Origin of the sequence: Apibacter sp. (assembly GCF_025291155.1) — a bacterium.
In the GTDB taxonomy this organism is placed as follows: domain Bacteria; phylum Bacteroidota; class Bacteroidia; order Flavobacteriales; family Weeksellaceae; genus Apibacter.
In genome coordinates, this window is the sequence record NZ_JAMBJZ010000013.1 from 1 (window position 1) to 18,348 (window position 18,348).

General features: G+C 30.8%; 16 protein-coding genes and 1 tRNA gene. 11 read left to right on the plus strand and 6 right to left on the minus strand.

From position 1 onward, the window contains the following. Positions 1-280: 280 nt before the first annotated feature. Positions 281-354: transfer RNA gene (locus M3Z80_RS02580), tRNA-Asn, on the minus strand. A 190-nt stretch (positions 355-544) separates the two neighbouring features. On the opposite strand from M3Z80_RS02580, the gene M3Z80_RS02585 reads away from it, so the two are divergent. From M3Z80_RS02585 to M3Z80_RS02600, 4 genes are read left to right on the plus strand one after another with little or no spacing between them, the layout of a single operon-like run. Next, complete coding sequence (locus M3Z80_RS02585; RefSeq protein ID WP_293917270.1) at positions 545-1,054, plus strand: DUF7935 family protein; 510 nt, start codon at positions 545-547, stop codon at positions 1,052-1,054. Positions 1,055-1,069: 15 nt separating this feature from the next. Next, positions 1,070-1,747 carry a RadC family protein gene (radC, locus tag M3Z80_RS02590; RefSeq protein WP_293917272.1) on the plus strand — a complete coding sequence of 226 codons (678 nt, stop codon included), beginning with the start codon at positions 1,070-1,072 and terminating at the stop codon, positions 1,745-1,747. A gap of 10 nt (positions 1,748-1,757) precedes the next feature. Continuing rightward, complete coding sequence (locus tag M3Z80_RS02595) at positions 1,758-3,014, plus strand: polysaccharide deacetylase family protein (protein WP_293917275.1); 1,257 nt, start codon at positions 1,758-1,760, stop codon at positions 3,012-3,014. 37 nt (positions 3,015-3,051) lie between these two features. Beyond that, the gene (locus M3Z80_RS02600; protein ID WP_293917278.1) at positions 3,052-3,894 is read left to right on the plus strand and encodes a hypothetical protein; all 843 of its coding nucleotides are present in this window, start codon (positions 3,052-3,054) and stop codon (positions 3,892-3,894) included. Between the two features lie 156 nt (positions 3,895-4,050). Here M3Z80_RS02600 and M3Z80_RS02605 read toward each other — a convergent pair whose 3' ends face one another. After that, the gene (locus M3Z80_RS02605; protein ID WP_293917280.1) at positions 4,051-6,090 is read right to left on the minus strand and encodes a M3 family metallopeptidase; all 2,040 of its coding nucleotides are present in this window, start codon (positions 6,088-6,090) and stop codon (positions 4,051-4,053) included. Between the two features lie 74 nt (positions 6,091-6,164). Further along, positions 6,165-6,857, minus strand: coding sequence for a metal-dependent hydrolase (locus tag M3Z80_RS02610; RefSeq protein WP_293917283.1), 693 nt, complete (start codon positions 6,855-6,857; stop codon positions 6,165-6,167). Between the two features lie 84 nt (positions 6,858-6,941). On the opposite strand from M3Z80_RS02610, the gene M3Z80_RS02615 reads away from it, so the two are divergent. Then, positions 6,942-7,544 (plus strand): porin family protein, encoded by a 603-nt coding sequence (locus M3Z80_RS02615; protein ID WP_293917285.1) that lies wholly within the window; start codon positions 6,942-6,944, stop codon positions 7,542-7,544. A gap of 43 nt (positions 7,545-7,587) precedes the next feature. After that, positions 7,588-8,997, plus strand: coding sequence for a right-handed parallel beta-helix repeat-containing protein (locus tag M3Z80_RS02620; protein ID WP_293917287.1), 1,410 nt, complete (start codon positions 7,588-7,590; stop codon positions 8,995-8,997). A gap of 70 nt (positions 8,998-9,067) precedes the next feature. On the opposite strand, the gene M3Z80_RS02625 is transcribed toward M3Z80_RS02620, so the two are convergent. Beyond that, positions 9,068-10,384, minus strand: a complete 1,317-nt coding sequence (locus M3Z80_RS02625) for a YihY/virulence factor BrkB family protein (protein WP_293917288.1) — start codon at positions 10,382-10,384, stop codon at positions 9,068-9,070. Between the two features lie 94 nt (positions 10,385-10,478). Further along, positions 10,479-11,768: a tRNA lysidine(34) synthetase TilS gene (gene tilS / locus M3Z80_RS02630; protein ID WP_293917290.1), complete on the minus strand. Its 1,290-nt coding sequence runs from the start codon at positions 11,766-11,768 to the stop codon at positions 10,479-10,481. Between the two features lie 209 nt (positions 11,769-11,977). Here tilS and M3Z80_RS02635 point away from each other — a divergent pair, with 209 nt between their 5' ends. Genes M3Z80_RS02635 through M3Z80_RS02645 form a run of 3 tightly spaced genes read left to right on the plus strand, consistent with a single transcriptional unit; the run spans position 11,978 to position 14,705 of the window. Continuing rightward, positions 11,978-12,724, plus strand: coding sequence for a (Fe-S)-binding protein (locus M3Z80_RS02635; RefSeq protein ID WP_293917293.1), 747 nt, complete (start codon positions 11,978-11,980; stop codon positions 12,722-12,724). A 9-nt stretch (positions 12,725-12,733) separates the two neighbouring features. Beyond that, a complete protein-coding gene (locus M3Z80_RS02640; RefSeq protein WP_293917295.1) occupies positions 12,734-14,125 on the plus strand; it encodes a lactate utilization protein B in 1,392 nt (463 codons plus the stop codon). Beyond that, a complete protein-coding gene (locus M3Z80_RS02645; protein WP_293917296.1) occupies positions 14,118-14,705 on the plus strand; it encodes a LutC/YkgG family protein in 588 nt (195 codons plus the stop codon). Before M3Z80_RS02640 ends, M3Z80_RS02645 begins: the two co-directional genes overlap by 8 nt. Before the next feature lie 75 nt (positions 14,706-14,780). Here M3Z80_RS02645 and M3Z80_RS02650 read toward each other — a convergent pair whose 3' ends face one another. Beyond that, entirely contained in the window at positions 14,781-15,911 is a 1,131-nt protein-coding gene (locus tag M3Z80_RS02650; RefSeq protein WP_293917299.1) for an endonuclease, read from the minus strand. A gap of 99 nt (positions 15,912-16,010) precedes the next feature. Between M3Z80_RS02650 and M3Z80_RS02655 the strand changes: the two genes are divergently transcribed. Further along, complete coding sequence (locus tag M3Z80_RS02655) at positions 16,011-17,018, plus strand: o-succinylbenzoate synthase (RefSeq protein ID WP_293917334.1); 1,008 nt, start codon at positions 16,011-16,013, stop codon at positions 17,016-17,018. Between the two features lie 239 nt (positions 17,019-17,257). Then, on the plus strand, positions 17,258-18,253 hold the full coding sequence (locus M3Z80_RS02660) for an AMP-binding protein (RefSeq protein ID WP_293917302.1): 996 nt from the start codon (positions 17,258-17,260) through the stop codon (positions 18,251-18,253). The last annotated feature ends 95 nt before the right edge of the window (positions 18,254-18,348 follow it).

The following is an 18,348-nucleotide window of genomic DNA, read 5'->3' on the forward strand; positions in this document are numbered from 1 at the left end:
AAAGAAAAGCATGAATTATATGAGAGAATGATAAATGAAAAGAATGAGTTGATAGAGAAATTGTTAAACAAATAAGAAATATTTTTCAAGAAAGAAATATTTTTCAAGAAATTTATAGAGATGAGTTTAAGTTTAATCTCATCTTTTTTATTTTTAATTATGTTTAAGATTTAACCAGAGTCTCTTTTAAATATAGAAAATAAATATAATGTTTTTTGACAAATTTTTGACAAACGAAAAAGGTTACAACTTATTAAGTTTGTAACCTTTTGAATTTTAGCTCCTCCTGCTGGGCTCGAACCAGCGACCCTCTGATTAACAGTCAGATGCTCTAACCGACTGAGCTAAGGAGGAATTTTGTGAGTGCAAATGTAGAAGATATTTCCATATGCTCCAAATATTTTTTAAACTTTTTTTACTATCAAAATCTAAATATGTTAGTATCAATAAAAAAGAATTTAAACTTTTTTAATATTCTTTCCCATTAGGTGTTTTTTTTAATATAAAATAGTATTTTTGCCTCCGCCTAATTTATTTAAATTTTATGGACATTTCAATTTTAATTATTTCCCTTGCTATTTTAGTAATTTTCGTAGGGGGATTTATGTTTATGCTTACCCAATTTTTTCAATCAGAAAGAGAAAGAAGAAATTTCGAACTTCGTTTAAAATATTCTGAAAACATTTTACCGAATAAATTGCAAGCCTATGAGCGAATGACTTTGTTTTTAGAAAGAATTAAACCTGCCTCATTAATCAGACGCGTTGCTCCAACTGAGGATAGTAAATCTTATGAATATAATCTAATTGAAACCATTCAAACGGAATTTGAGCACAATTTAGCTCAACAAGTATATATAAATCCTAATACTTGGAAAATCATTCTATCAGCAAAAAATGCCACACAACTATTAATAAAAAACACCATCCAATCCATGGAAGAATCCTCTGTTAAAGAAATTCAAGAGGAAATTATAAAACAGTCTATGGAAGACTCATCCCCATCATCCACTGCAATATTATATCTTCAGAAGGATATTCAAGATGGAATCTAATTAAAATGAGTTCATATGAATATAAAATCATTAGCTGAAGAAGAAAGACCCAGAGAAAAATTATTGTTAAAAGGCAAACAATCATTATCAGATGCCGAGCTTTTAGCTATAATTCTGGGGAGCGGCTCTAAACAAGAAAGCAGCATTATTCTAGCTCAACGGATCTTATCTTCGGTAAATAATAATTGGAACGAATTGGCAAAGCTCTCAATACGAGATTTATGCAAATTCAACGGTGTCGGTAAAGTAAAAGCTATTGAAATAGTTACTTCCTTGGAAATTGGAAGAAGAAAATCTTTACAACAAGCACTCAAAAAAGAAAATATTTCTTCTGCCAAAGATGCATTTAATATTCTTCAGCCAATAATTGGAGACCTTCTTATTGAAGAATTTTGGGTTATATATTTAAGTCGATCCAATAAAATAGTAAGCAAAGAAAAAATTTCTCAAGGAGGAATTACAGGAACAATGGTTGACAATAGAATTATTTTCAAACATGCATTAGAACTCAATGCAGTTTCATTAATCATATCTCATAATCATCCTTCGGGAAATATACAACCGAGCAATTCTGATATACAAATCACTCAGGAAATTAAAAAAGCAGGTAGTTTATTGAATATTACTCTTATGGATCATCTAATTGTAACCCAAACTTCCTATTTTAGTTTTGCTGATGAAAATTTATTATAATTTTTGGGATATGATTTTAATCTATGTACCCAACATTAATGAAAGAATCCGTTATACATATTCCTTTATCTTCGAACAAATCCTAGGAATTCAATTCCAACTAACAGATTCTCTAGATTATTATCATAGTAAAGCCGTACCTAAATTTTCTTACTCCAACTTAAGTATAAAAGACGAAATGCATTTTTCGGCTTGCAATTTACTATTCGAGACCGATATTAAAATGCAAGATCTTACCAAAATCTTAAAGGATCCTTTTGCAACCACATTTTACTTACTTTCAAGATACGAGGAATATCTACCTTATAGGGAAGATATACATAAAAGATTTTCTTATCAATCTTCTTCCATCAATGGTAAAATAGATCCAATTCATCCATGGATAGATACATTTGCCTATGACTTGTTTAATCAACTTAAAGATCATTTCCCTACCCTTGTACGTAAGAATCGTAAATTTGAATTTATTAATACCATTGATATTGATCATGCTTGGCTTTATAAGAATAAATCTTGGTTTAGAAATTTAAAATCCTTTGGAAAAAAACTTATTACCTCGCGTTGGAAAGACGGATACTTTCAAACCTTAATATTATTAGGAATAAAACCCGATCCTTATTATATTTATCCCTATATAGAACAATTAGAATTTCCTACCATTTATTTTGTGTCTTTTGGCTTGGGAAGCAAATGGGATACCAATCACAATCCAAAAAATAAAGCATATCGCAATCTCATTGGTCAATTAGATAAGCAGGAATACACAACTATTGGTCTCCACCCCAGCTATTATTCCAATAAAGATTTTGAAATTTTAAAAAAAGAAAAAATAGCGTTGGAAAAACTTTTGAAACAAAAAATTTCATTCTCTCGACAACATTTCATCAAACTTACATTACCCGAAACTTATTCTAATCTCATAAATTTACATATTACCGCTGATTTTTCTATGGGTTTTCAGGATCATATCGGATTTCGTGCCGGAACATGTACCCCTTTCTACTGGTTTGATTTAAAAAACAATAAAATCACAGACTTAAAAATTTATCCTTTCTGCATGATGGACGTAACGTTAAAAAATTATATGAATTTAACAATTGAGGAGGCAGAAAATAAAATTTGGGATTTACTAAATTCCGTAAAAAAAGTAAATGGGACATTCATCTCTATCTTTCATAACGATAGCTTATCTGATTATGGAGAATGGAACTCATGGAAATCATTGTATGAAAAGTTAATTGTTAAAGTGAATGATCCATATATATAACCATAAAAATATTGATAAAAGGAATTATTCCAATTGTTTGCATAATTCTTTAAATTACAGAGTCTATGCAGAATTATGGTATTTGGACATTGTTTCTCCTGACGGTTATGATATATTGGTACTAAACAATTTTGAAGCAGTAATGCCTATTGCTTATCATAAGAAATTAGGAATGAAATTTGTTGTACAACCTACTTTTTGTCAACAACTAGGTATTTTTTATAAAGAAAATATATCTGCTGAGAACTTTAGCCTTTTTTTATCCTTTTTGAATAGATACAGAGTTAGAAGCTATTGTTTTAACGAAGAAAATACTTCCTATTTTCCTACAGATTGTATAAAGAGAGATAATCAAATTCTAAATCTCGAATCTAATTACTTAACAATTTCAAATAATTATAATAAAAATAAAAAAAGAGTTCTAAAAAATGATTTTTCACCTAGTATAGAAATTGAAGAAGGATATATAGATTCTGTTATCAAAGGAACTCTGTTTACCCATTTGCATAATTTTCTTTCAGAATCACAAATAGATATTTTAAATTCACTTTTACTGGAATTAAATCATCGAAATCTTTTAAAACAATATACGGTATATAGAGAACAACATATACCTACAGTCTATTTATGGCTAATTTTTTCCAAAGGGAGAATTATAAATTTGCTTTCCGTAAGAATTAAAGAAATTGAAATTAAAAATTCTTATGCCTATCTCATTGATTTGATAATTCAAAAATACTCAAATCAAAAACTAATATTCGATTTTGAAGGATCCATGATTCAGGGCATAGCTAATTTTAATAAGAGTTTAGGTGCCAAAACGAAACACTATATACCCTACAAAAATTTCAAATGGTTTGATGCTTTAAAAAAAAGATAAATTTATTTAAAGAGAGATAATTTTTTAAAGAATAGAGGTAAATCTTAACAATAATTTTTTCATAAAACAATTGACTTTTAGTGATATAATTCTACTATCTATAAAAAATGGCTTGAAAAAGATCAAACCATTATTATTATTATAAGTTTCTATTTATTATGAATTTGCATCCTGAATTAAACCGGCGCGTTTTAGTAAAGCATCCGATTCAGGTCTTCTTCCGCGGAAGCTAATATACAATTCCATCGGGTCCTCAGTTCCTCCTTTACTCAATAAATTTTCAAATTTTAAAGCAGTTTCCTTATCAAAGATTCCTCTTTCTTTGAAGAAATCAAAAGCATCAGCATCTAAAACTTCAGCCCATTTGTATGAGTAGTATCCTGCGGCATATCCTCCTTGAAATATATGAGAAAAAGAAGTGCTTATACAGGTATTTTTAATATGAGGATATACTTGCGTTTCTTTTACTTTATTGACTTCAAAATCTTCAATTCTTTCCTCTGCTTTTAATTCATTTGTATGGTAAGCCATATCTAATAAACCTAAGCCTATCTGGCGGATTGTTTGATACCCTTGCATGAAATTGGCAGATGCTACTATTTTATCAATTTTTTCCTCTTTTAGCAATTTTCCTGTTTTATAATGAAGCGCAAAAGTTTTTAAAAATTCCTTTTCAAATACATAATTTTCCATGAATTGAGATGGTAGCTCAACGAAATCCCAATAAACATTAGTTCCTGACAATGATTCAAATGTGGTGTTTGCTAAAATGCCGTGCAAAGCATGTCCAAATTCATGAAAAAGTGTTGTTACTTCCGTGAATGTTAATAAAGACGGTATCTCTCCATTGGGACGGGAAAAATTACAAACAATAGATATATGAGGTCTAACGTTATCACTTAATGTTTTAAACTGTCCTTTAAAAGAAGTCATCCAAGCGCCTGCTCTTTTACCTGCACGTGGAAAAAAGTCGGCATATAATAATGCCTGATGCTTTCCCTTATCATTTATTACTTCATAAACTTTAACTTCCGGATGATATTTCTGAATGTCATTTCTTTCATGGAATGTTAATCCGTATAAATTATTTGCAGCATCAAATGCGGCATTTACCACTTGATCTAATGGAAAATACGGCTTGAGCTCTTCTTCGGAAAACGAAAATTTTTCTTGTCTTAATTTTTCCGCATAATAAGCATGATCGTATGGCATAATCTCTGAAATTCCCTCTCGTACAGCCAACTCTTTTAATTGTTGGATTTCTTCTACTGCGAAAGGTTTTGCTTTATTCAGTAAATCATATAAGAAATCATATACGATCTTAGGTGCAGCAGCCATTCTTTCTTGTAAAATTAAATCTGCATAAGTCTTAAAACCTAACAATTGGGCTTTCTCTCCTCGTAATTTAACTATCTTATGAATTATTTCTTCATTATTATACTCGTTATTCTTACAGGCTCTCTGCATATATGCCGTATAGATCTCTTTACGTAATTCCCTGTTTTTTGCATACGTAAGGAAAGGTACATAACTTGGATAATGTAATGTAAATACCCAGCCTTCCAAACCTCTACTTTCAGCCTCATTACGCGCCATCTCCTTAATAGATTCCGGAACTCCTTCCATATCATTACTATCGGTAATATGGAGAAAATAATCGTTAGTTTCTTTCAAAACATTTTGCCCAAATTTTACGGAAAGTACTGCCAATTCATTAGATATTTTTCTAAGAGTATCCTTATCTTCCGTTGAAAGTAATGCTCCGTTTTTAGAAAAATCCTTATAGGTTTTATCCAATAACCGTACTTCTTCTTGGCTTAACTTGGATTTTAATGTAGTATCATAAACAATCTTTATTTTTTCAAATAATTTTTCATTTAACACAATATCATTTGCAAATTCAGTCAATAGGGGAGAAATTTCTTCCGCTAAGCTTTGCAAATAATCATTAGTCTCCGCAGAATTTAAATTAAAAAAAGTAGAGGAAACTATATTAAGTTTTTTTCCAACATTTTCTAAAGCTACTATAGTGTTAACAAAATTAGGAGGATCCGTGTTTTCAATTATTTCATTTATCTCTTTCTTTGCATCGTCAATTGCCTTTTCTATTGCTGGTTTAAATTGTTCTTGCTTAATTTCTTCGAAAGGAATACTTTCAAAAGGTGTATTAAATTTTTCCAATAAATTATTATTCATAATTTTTTTTAAAATTAAATTCTATCGAATAAAATTTTTTCTATATAATTAAAATTTTAATTAAGATTAAAAAACTATTCAAATTTACTAATATCTATAGATTCTCCAATAGATAAAAAAGTTAAACGTTTTTCCTCTGCTAAAAACAAATGCTTGGTTTTATCTTTATTAACTTTTATAGCAGGAAAAGTATCATAATGGGAAGCTATAGCATTTTTAGTTTTAACAAATTTCGCTGCAATTACAGCATCATATCCACCCATCGTATAGAAGTTACCAATTGGCAAGATTGCTACGTTGATATATCCGTAAATAAATGGAAGCAGCTTCATATCTGTGGTAAGAGCAGTATCTCCTGCAACATAGATTACTTTTCCATCCATTTTCATTAAGTATCCGCAAGCTAATCCCCCATAAGTTCCGTCAGGAAAGGATGAGCTATGCACCGCAGCCACCATTTTAACTTTACCAAAACTAAATTTCATAACTCCTCCAATATTCATAGGAATCACATTCAATCCTAATTTTTTAAAATGTGCAGTAATTTCAGGATTAGCCAAAATGGAAGAATTATTGTTCTTAGCAATTCTCTCTACATCCAAAATATGATCATAATGAGCATGGGTCAAAAAAATATAATCCGCCTTAATTTCGTCTATATTTATATCTTTTGCTAATTCATTTTCCGATATAAATGGATCGACCAAGACTGTTGATGATGATGTTTTAAATCCAAAACACGCATGTCCGTAATATATTATTTCCATGTTCTTATCTTATTAGGTTTAATCTTCTTCAAATGTAACAAATAATAATTATCTTTGAAAAAAATTAGGCAAAAAACATTTCATATGAAAAGGTATTTTTTAGTACTATTCTTACTGTTTTTTTCAATAGTTTCGTTTGCGCAACAAGTTGAATTTGGGGCGAAAGCAGGTATGGCTTTTGGATATAAAGGCAATTTAAAACGAACTATAACTAATATTAAAGAAAGTAAAGCTACTGATAACATTGGGTGGCATGCGGGACTATTTAGCCGTATAAAAATGGAAAGATGGTTTATTCAACCTGAAATTTATTTTTCATCCATGAAAACAAATTTTGATTATAACTATTCTACAGAATTTACCGCCCATTCCAACAGACTGGATATCCCTTTATTATTTGGATCTAATTTCCTGCAAGTTATCAGATTGTATGCTGGACCTGTATTTTCAACTTCTTTAAATGAAGATATTTCTTTAAGAGGAATAAAAAAAACTAAAACAGATGACTTTTCTCTTGCCGGTCAGGTAGGTGGAGGATTCGATTTAGCCAAACTTACTTTTGATGTCCGTTATGAATTCGGATTTAATGAAAGTGAAACAAAGTTTATAAAAAAACATACAGGTGAAGAATTTAAATTGGAAAAAAGACAAAATTCTTTGGTCCTCAGTGTCGGATATAAATTTTAAAGATTGAATTATTTCCTTTATATCTTAGCAAAAATAAATTGATATGAAAAAATTATCGTTCCTTCTATTTATATCTTTATTAGTTCTTATAATTTTTTCATGTAGAGATGATTATAATTATGATCCGGCCTCAAAGCCACTTCGATTTTCCAAAGACACGGTAATGTTAGATACCGTATTCTCAACTGTAAGATCAGAAACCTATGTACTCAAGGTATATAATCAGCAAAATGATGATGTGGTGATTCCCGGAATTTATCTGGAAAAAGGTTCATCTTCACAATTTAAAATTAATGTAGACGGATTTGAGGGTAATTCTTCGAATGCAAATAATTTTCAAAACATTCCTTTACGCTCTAAAGACAGTTTATATATTTTTATTGAAATAGCACCCAAAGGTATAAGCACATCAGAAGCTTTGGCTGATGAGGATTTAATCTTCAATACTATGGGAAATACTCAAAAAGTTAAATTACTCTCTTTAATAGAAGACGCAGAATTTTATTTTTCAAAATCAGGAACTAAAGAAATATCTCATGATTTATTTTGGAACAGTTCAAAATCCAAAGTAATATATGGCACTTTAAAATTAACAAATAATGCCAACTTATCTGTTTCCGAAGGAACGAAAATATATCTTCATAAAAATGCATCTATACTCATTGATTCCGGAAGTGTACTTACTTTAAACGGCTCTTTACATAAAGAGGTAATTATACGTGGAGATCGTCATGAATCCAGATATGATTCTCTTCCTGGTAATTGGGATCAAATTCGATTAGCTCGTAATTCTTTGGCAAAAGTTAATCATGCCGTAATCAAAGGTGGAAATAACGCTTTTTATTTAGAGGACAACGCTCAATTAATAATTTCAAATTCAAAGATTTATAATTTTCTATATGGAGGAATATATTCTATAGGAGGAAATGTTGAAGGAAAAAATCTTGCCTTAAATAATTGTGGTACTTCCGATTTGATAGCCCTATATGGTGGAAATTATGATTTTACCCATTGTACTTTTGCAAATTATTGGAATTTAAATGCCGGGGCAGGATATGCGGTTTACTTATCCAACTCCCATCAGAAATCCGGAAAACTCCAATATAAACAACTCAATGCTTCTTTTAAGAACTGTATTTTATGGGTAAATAATTACAATAGTCTTTATATAGATAATAATCCCAACGCTCCTTTCTTTTATTCTTTTGATACGAATCTTATTAAGAATAATAGCAATTCTATTCATGTCGATACGGATAATAATTTTATACACACAATTTTAAATAAAGACCCTTTATTTTATAAAACAGGTTATTCTGAATGTTTGCTTAGTCTTACTGAAGATTCACCTGCATTAGGAAAAGGAAATTTAACCTATGCATTATCCGTTCCACTAGATATTAACGGATTCCCAAGAACCTCCGCTCCTGCTTTAGGCGCCTATCAGGAATAAAAATTTTATAATATTATTTTCAATTGTTGAATATAGTTTAGAAAATTTACTTTTTTATATATCAGAATAACTATAAATCTTTAAGTAAAGTATTTTTTTCATGTTCATAAATCATAGTTCTTATTTCTAAAGTCTTATTCCAGATATTTTTAATATCTCCCTGTATATCTATTTTAAAATTTTCAGAACCATATTGATCTATCTTATTTAAAAAATAAATGAGGGTTATATGATTAATATCTATGGCCGGGATGTAAGCAATTACTAAATCGTTTTCCAGTGGAGTTTCAGCAAGTAAGCCTACCTGTAATAAAAAGTATAAAGAATCATTAGTTAAACGCGTAGGTATTTTAAAAGTTTCAGACAACTCATCTGCTGTATATGGCTTATCTCCTCTTTCAAACCTCTTTATAATAAGTGTGGTAATCATTAAAAGTATAAAATCTTTATAACGCCTGCTTATATTTGAAATATCTTTTTCAAAACTAAATTTATTTACATTTTGATAAGAAAAAGATAATTGCACTCCAAATAAACAAATAAACCAACTCAGCTGAAGCCATAACATCAATAATGGTAATGCTGAAAAACTTCCATAAATTGCATTATATTTGGCTATCCAGAATTGTCCGGAAATATATAACATTTGAAAAATCTGAAAACAGCTTCCGCTTACAATACCTGCTAATACTGCTGCGCTAAACTTTACCTTTGTATTAGGTATATAAATATATAAAAATGTGAAGAGTAAGATAATAATTATATAAGGCAATATTTTGAGTATTGGGTTAATGACCGCACCTATTATATTAATATTTGCTGTTGAATTTAGAAATATAGATAAACCGGCATTACATATCAAAAATAAAGGCGCAATAAGGATTAAAGCTAAATAATCTGTAAATTGTCGAGAAAACGTTCTACCTTTTTTAATTCTCCAGATTATATTAAAATTATCTTCGATACTTGAGAGAAGAGTGACCACAGTATAGAAAAGAATTACAATCCCGATTCCTAAAAATACACCTCCTTGGGCGTAATCTATAGATCCGTCTATAAATTGCATAGCCTTTGAAAGAACTATTTTCTGTCCCGTAAAATATTGGAATAATTGTGTTTCAACTAAGTTTTGAAAACCAAAACCTCGGGCAATGGCAAATAAGACGGCTAACAACGGTACAATAGATAAGAGAGAATTATAGGTAAGAGCTGCCGCACGTGTATTAATTTGTGATCCATTAATATTTCTGAAGGTCAATAAAAAAGCCTTAGTAATATTTATAAAAATTGTTTTAATGTGAGTACTGTCGTTTCCGTTTATCCTCCAGATATCATATCTTAAATAATGAACTATAAATAGAATTTTATTTTTTATCTTAGAATACATTTTTATTATTTAAATTTTCAAGTATCAGATACAAACATAATACCTTCTATATTTAATAAGGAATAATTTATACCTATTAATAAGTAAATAAGTTTTAAAGATTATAGAATAGATGCAGAAATCTTTTACTGGTATCTGAAACTTTAAAACGATCATCTAGACGAAATCCGACCAGCCAAATAATTTCTCCTAATTTATTACACAATACCATTACTTTCTCTTTTTGGAAATTTGAAACCTTAGAATCTTTTAAATATTTACTTACTTTCTTTTTTCCCAACCCATTTATAGGATAAAACACATCGCCATTTTGCCAATTTCTTAAGGTTAATGGAAATTCAATTTTATCCAAATCAACAATCTCATTCGCATTACTTTCCCTGATATTCTTCTCATACAACTTAACAGCAACAGGTTCTTGTATCATAAACGGAATTGATTTTATAGTAATCGAATTTTTTATAGAAACATTTTTTTTCTTTTCTTCAAGCAATACTCTTCCCCTATCTATCCAAACTTTAAATGTATTAGATTCAAAAATATTTCCTGTATGTGAATTTATAATGTTGATACAATCCTCTTTATTCGTAAAACCGTATTGAGAAAGCAAATGGTAAGATAAGAGAAAATCCGCTTTTTTAAGCTTATCTAAAGAAAAAATTTTTATTCCTTCTTCTACGGTAATGCTAGCTTCATTTTGCAGTTCTTGCACTTTAAATTCTATAAAAGATTGCGTTTCATGTAAAATACTCATGCTCTTATCTACCTGCCTTAGAAATTCTGAACTTATATCCATAAACTCGGGAATAATTTTATGTCGAATTTTATTTCTTAAATACTCTAAGGTGTAATTGGATGCATCTTCCCTCCAGGGAATAGAGTTTTCTTGTGCAAATGCTACAATTTCTTTTCGAGGAAAAGATAATAAAGGTCTTAAAACAAAATCAGAAATCTTTTTCATACCGGATAACCCCTTACTCCCGGAACCTCTTAATAAATTAATAAAAAATGTTTCTACATTATCGTTGAGATGATGTGCAGTGACTAGATAATCAAATAATTGTTCTTTGGCTAGTTCCCTAAAATAGTCGTATCTCAAATTTCGGGCAACCATTTCTATAGATTCTCTATTTTTTTTCAATTTTAAAGTATCAAAAGATTTAACGAACAATTCAATTCCACGAGCATAGCAATATTCCCGAACTAACTTTTCATCGGACAAAGAATCTTCTCCACGAAGTTGAAAATTACAATGAACAACACTAAATTGATAAGGAGAATTATAAAATAGATGCATTAAAACCATACTATCTACCCCTCCACTTACTGCCAACAAATATTTTTTTTCTATAGCTAATCCGCTCAATGAATCCGTTACCTTCATATATTATCCAATCAATTTCGTAAATACCAGAAATATAATTTTTAAGCAAAGATAGTTGAAAAAAATTTTGACAAAAATATCTGATTAAGCACAATCTTTGCATTGACTACTAATTACAACGTAATTATGAAAACAATATAAATTGAATATTTATTTTAATTTAGAATGATTTTAAATAAGAAATTTATCCATAAAATTGAAAATCTATTATGAAAATCGGTTTATTTATTCCTTGCTATATAGATGCTATTTATCCCGAAGTTGGAATAGCTACATTGGAGTTATTGGAAAAATTAGGAATGGACGTTGAATATCCTTTAGAACAAACATGTTGCGGTCAACCAATGTCTAATGAAGGAGATTATAAAAGTGCGGAAGCAGCAGAAATGCTTTTTATTAGTAATTTTAAAGATTACGAATATATTGTAGGTCCGGCTGGAAGTTGCGTTAAACAAGTTCGTATGCATTTTGATAATTTAGAACAAAATGAAGACGTTTGTCATGTCAGGAAGAATACCTATGAATTAGTTGAATTTTTACATGATATTATACAAATTAAAGAATTACCGGATGTTACATTCAATCACAAAATAGCTTTACATAACAGTTGCAGCTCAATAAGAGGCTTAGGCATAGCCAAGCCTTCAGAAATAATGGGAACACCTTATAATAAATCTGCAGACTTATTAAAAATGGTGAAGGGATTGGAACTAGCGGTAATGAGCCGTCCAGATGAATGCTGTGGTTTTGGAGGTACCTTTTGCGTTACAGATGAAGTAGTAAGCGGGAAAATGGGCAAAGATAAAATTTCTGATTATATTACCAGTGGAGCAGAATATGTGGTTTCTCCCGATATGTCTTGTTTAATGCATCAAAAGGGAGTTGCTTTAAAAAACGGAGTAACCCACCTACCCTTTTTACATATTGCACAAGTTCTTAACGGAGGTCCATTTTAAACTAGAAAAATGAAAAAAAAGGTTGTCAACATTGAAAAAAACTCGGCAGATTTCATTAATCAAGATAACATTCATGAGAAAGAGCATGATAAAAACCTTTGGAATGCTCGATTAAAACGCGATCGGATAGCCCAAAGCATACCTGAATGGGAAGAGTTGAAAGTCTTAGCATCGAAAATTAAAGAACACAGTCTATCTCATTTGGATGAATACGTGAGTGAATTTGCTGAAAATGCTACCAAAAGAGGTGCAATAGTACATTGGGCACGAGATGCGCAAGAGCATAATGAGATAGTTTATAATATTTTACAAGAAAGAAAAGTAACGGAAATTATAAAAAGCAAATCAATGCTACAAGAAGAATGCGGAATGACCAGCTTTTTAGAATCTAAAGGTATTGAAGTTACTGAATCCGATCTAGGAGAAAGAATCCAACAATTATCCCACGAACCCCCGGCTCATATTGTTATGCCTGCTATTGAGAAAACAACCGAGGATATAGCCAAACTCTTTGCAAAAACCATTGGAACGGATCCTAACGATACAGATGCTCACTCACTCAATGAGGCTATGAGAAACAATGCAAGGCCCAAATTTTTACGAGCTGGAGCCGGAATGACAGGTGCAAATTTTGCAATAGCTGAAACCGGTACTTTTGTTGTTTGTACCAATGAAGGAAACGCCGATATTGGGGCTTCTGTTCCGCCTCTACACATAGCCAGTATAGGAATAGAAAAAATTATTCCCAAAGTTGAAGATTTAGGTATTTTTATACGTTTATTATCTCGAAGTGCCTTAGGTACTCCGGCAACGCAATATACTTCACACTTCTCCGGACCCAGAAAAAATGGAGAATTACATATCATTATTACGGATAATGGAAGATCGGAGCGATTAGGGATGGAAGATTTTTGGACTTCGCTTAAATGTATACGCTGCGGTGCATGTATGAATACTTGTCCTGTTTACCGTAGAAGCGGCGGATTGTCTTATGAATCTACTTATTCCGGGCCTATAGGAATTATTCTAAGTCCTACTTTCGACCTTGAAAAATATAAAGAACTTCCCTATCATTCCACCCTTTGCGGTTCTTGTTCCGATGTATGTCCGGTGAAAATAGATATCTCCGGCCAAATTTATAAATGGAGAAAAATGGTTGTAGATAATGGCTATATGCCTTCTAATAGAAAATATGCACTTAAGGCAGCAGGAACCGTTTTCGGACATCCTCGCTTATTTAGGACCACTGAGGCGGCAGCTGAAAAAGTTTTACCTGTAGTCCCAGATTTTTTATTATACAGCAATATAAATCCATGGACTCAAGAACGTGAAATGTTTTCTATGGCAAAAAATACATTTAGAGAATGGTATATTAAAAACAGAAAAGAAAAAAATGACTAGTACAAAAGAACATATTTTAGACGCTATTCGCAAAAACAAGCCTCAGGGCACTCAATTTCCTTATCCGAAAATCCCCTTATTTCCTAAAAACAATCAAGATATATTACAAGAATTTAAAGATAATTTAGTTGCAAATGCAGGAACCTGGTACGATATAAATTCAATTGAGGAAGGAAATAACAAAATTAAAGAATTACATCCTCAAGCAAAAGTTATCTGTTCTGCCGCAGTTGAATTTCAAGGAAACAAAGACTTATCTCCTCTAACTGATTCTCATCAATTAGAAAATGTAGATGTAGGTATTATTCGTGCGCAGTTCGGAGTTTCCGAAAATGGTATGGTGTGGATGACTGAAAAAGATATGATAGTCACTTCTTTAGGTTTTCTTTCCCAGCATTTAATTATCTTATTAAAACCGCAAAAAATGGTTAGAGATATGTATGAAGCCTATTCCAAAATAAATCTTCAGGAAAGCAATTACGGTTGTTTTATGCTCGGACCTTCAGCAACAGCCGACATCGGTGCTGTGATGGTTCGTGGGGCACAAGGAGCTCGAAGTCTTTCGGTGTTTTTTATGTAAATGGTAAAATCATATATTGTTTAAACAAAAGAGGGTAAAATTAATAATTTACCCTCTTTTACATTCTTTTAATCTTTATTTTATTATAACTTTTCTATTAACTTCAAAGTCATGTCCCACGGCCTTTATAATGTAATTACCGGATTTAGGAATATAAACGGTTATTATAAGGTTACTGCTATGATTTTCAATAGTTTGCATCAAGACCCCATTTAATGAAAACACCATTACTTTTTTAACTAAAGATTTACCATCCTGAGATTTTATATAAACCGTTCCTGAAGAAAGTGTGGGATATATTTCCAAAAAGTTTCTGGGTTGATATTCAAAATTTTCACTTTTAAGGATCTTTCCCCATATCATTTCTACCCATTCCGGATGATCAATATATGGATTACGGTTTTTTTGTTTACTATATATCGCTTCATTCATTGCTATCTCTCTATCGCTGACAGGATCCATCATATGCCAGGTAAGCAAAATATTTTTAAACGCTTCCGTAAACACTTGATTTTTTGTTCTATTAAACATATCAAAACTCCAAGAACTAATTTCGTCTTCATATCGAGTTGCAAAATAAAAAAAAGCGCGAGCTATGTCTCCTTTAAACTCATCGATAGGCTCAAAAACAATTCCTTTATATCCTTCAGAATATCCTGTATTATCGCTATTTCCTAATTTAGAACCATTTTTTGATACCCAAGTGCTTGCACCCACTTTACCAAACGGATAATCGCTCCGCATAGCATTGACTTTTCCATCGGTAGGCCAAATATGAAAAGCATCAGACACCATGGGATCTTTTTTATAAAATATGGATTGGGGAATTAAATGTTCTCTGTTGTAACAGTCTCCTTCTTTACGATAATTTCCACATTGGTCTACTCCGACACGATAATTGTATGGATCAATCCCATTTGGAACTTCTGAATAAATATCTAAAATTGTACCATCTTTTTCATACCATTTATCACTAAAAGCATCTTTAGACTTATACAAATTCCACAGTCCTTTATAACCGATTGGAGCATGGTTTCGTTTAATTATTTCCTTTAAACTTGTTTTTAAATCATACCCCGTACCATACGCTTGGGAATAATAATCTGTAGGGATAGATTTTATTTCTATCTCCTGCACTTCTATTAGCTGAGAATAGAAAAAACAAGTGGATGACAAGAATGCCCAAAATAATAAAATTTTCTTCATATTATTTGTAATTTTAGCGTTAATAAAATTATTTGATTGAGTATTAAATTCAGCTCAAGTTAAGATAAATAATTTAGTATTCATAATTATTTTTATATGATTAAAGCAAATTTCAATTCTTACGAATTACAATTTAAACGACCTGCCGGTACTTCCCGCGGCATATTAAATACAAAACTTACTTACTTCATAACGGTACAACATTCATCTGGCGAATATGTTGGAGAATGCAGTTTTTTTAAAGGATTAAGTGCAGATGCTGAGGTAAATTATGAATGTAAACTTCAATGGGTGTGTGATCACATCAATGAAGGAAAAGAGTTTCTTCTAAATGATTGTCAAGAGTTTCCTTCCATTCAATTTGGAATCGAGCAGGTATTTTCTCAACTTGAAAGTAAAAAAAATGGATTATTTTTTCCTTCGGAATTCACTGAAGGTAAAAAAGGAATTAAAATTAACGGATTAATTTGGATGGGAAGTTTAGACTTTATGCGCGAACAAATACGTCAAAAGCTCGAACAAAACTACAGTTGCATAAAGCTGAAAATCGGAGTTAACTGGAAAGAAGAACATAAAATTCTACAAAATTTACGTGCTGAATTTTCTGCCGATCAATTAGAGCTAAGGGTTGATGCCAATGGAGGATTTAGCTATAAAGAAGCAAAAAAGGTATTAGAGCAGCTTGCCAAACTTAACATTCATTCTATAGAACAACCTATTAAAGCCGGACATGAAGATCAAATGGCTGATTTATGCAGCAATACCCCTACCCCTATTGCTTTAGATGAAGAACTGATTGGAAAATTTTATAAAGATCAGAAAGAAAAAACATTAGAACATATTTCCCCTCAATACATCATATTGAAACCTTCTCTAATAGGAGGCTGGAATGGATCTCAAGAGTGGATTGATATAGCCAAAGCCAAAAATATTGATTGGTGGATTACTTCTGCATTGGAATCTAATGTTGGATTAAATGCTATTGCACAGTGGACTGCTTTGTTTAATAAAGATATGCCTCAAGGTTTAGGGACGGGAAGTTTATTTACCAATAATTTTCCAACAAATTTATCGGTAATAGGTGAATATCTCTTTTATAATCCTTAACCATCATATAGTGGGTAAATTCATTACAATTTATTTAATTACAGCTCCATTACTTGTTGATTAACAAGTAAAATTTATACTAAATGTAAGTTTTAAAACTTATTCTTAGAATGAATTAAATAATTAGACATAAATATTTATTCATAATTTAGATTAGATGAATTTATTAAACTAAATTAGACATTTAGTAAGCTTTTTTTATAAAAATTAGCCAATATAATTATATAGAAATTTTACGTATGATACATTTGGATTTCTCAAAACAGATTGAAATAGACAAAATACCTAGTAAAGAAAGTTGGCAGAAAGATATTATTGATTTTTTAAAAGATTGGTATGCCCCATCCGCAACAATTACGACCAAAACGTCAGGTTCTACCGGAATTCCTAAAAATATAGAGCTTTCAAAAAAAGCTATGATTCAAAGTGCTAAAATGACGGGTACATTTTTACATTTACAGGTAAAAGATCGTGCACTTCTTTGTATGCCTTCTTCCTATATTGCCGGAAAAATGATGCTGGTTAGAGCTATTGTATGGAAACTCGATCTTTATTGTATTAAACCTGTTTCTCATCCTTTGGAAAATATTACAATGGAATTTACTTTTTCTGCCATGACGCCCATGCAGGTCGAAAATTCATTAGACAAGCTCTCTTTTATAAAAAAGTTAATTATCGGAGGAGCTCAGCTATCTTCACAACTACAATCCAAATTAAAAACTCGACCCACGGACATTTACGAATCTTTTGGCATGACGGAAACAATTTCTCATATAGCCCTTAAAAAAGTATCGGGCAATAATACAAAACCTTTTTTTAAACTTATGCCGAATACAAAAATGCGCATAGATAAAAGAGGATGCTTATGTATTCTTACTCCATTTTTGAAAGAAGAAATTATTACAAATGATTTGGTTTCCATAATTTCCGATAACGAATTCGAATGGATAGGAAGAATTGATCATGTGATTAACTCAGGTGGAATAAAGATATTTCCCGAACAAGTAGAAAAACAGCTCAAATCAGTTATTAATTCAGATTTTATCATATCTTCCTTAGAAGACCCTTTATTAGGGAATAAAGTAGTGTTAATAATAGCTGGAAAAAAAGATCTTGAACTTGAAAGGCAGATCCTTGATTTTAATTATGCAAATAGGTATGAAAAGCCTAAAGAAATAATTTATATAAATAGTTTTGCGAGGACGCCAACCGGTAAAATAATACGTAAAATGTAAAAAGTTATCGGAAAATCTAAATAAAAAACTATTTTACTTTAGAAAAGAGAAAAATTTAAAAAGCCTTATAAATAAAAATTTATAAGGCTTTAAAG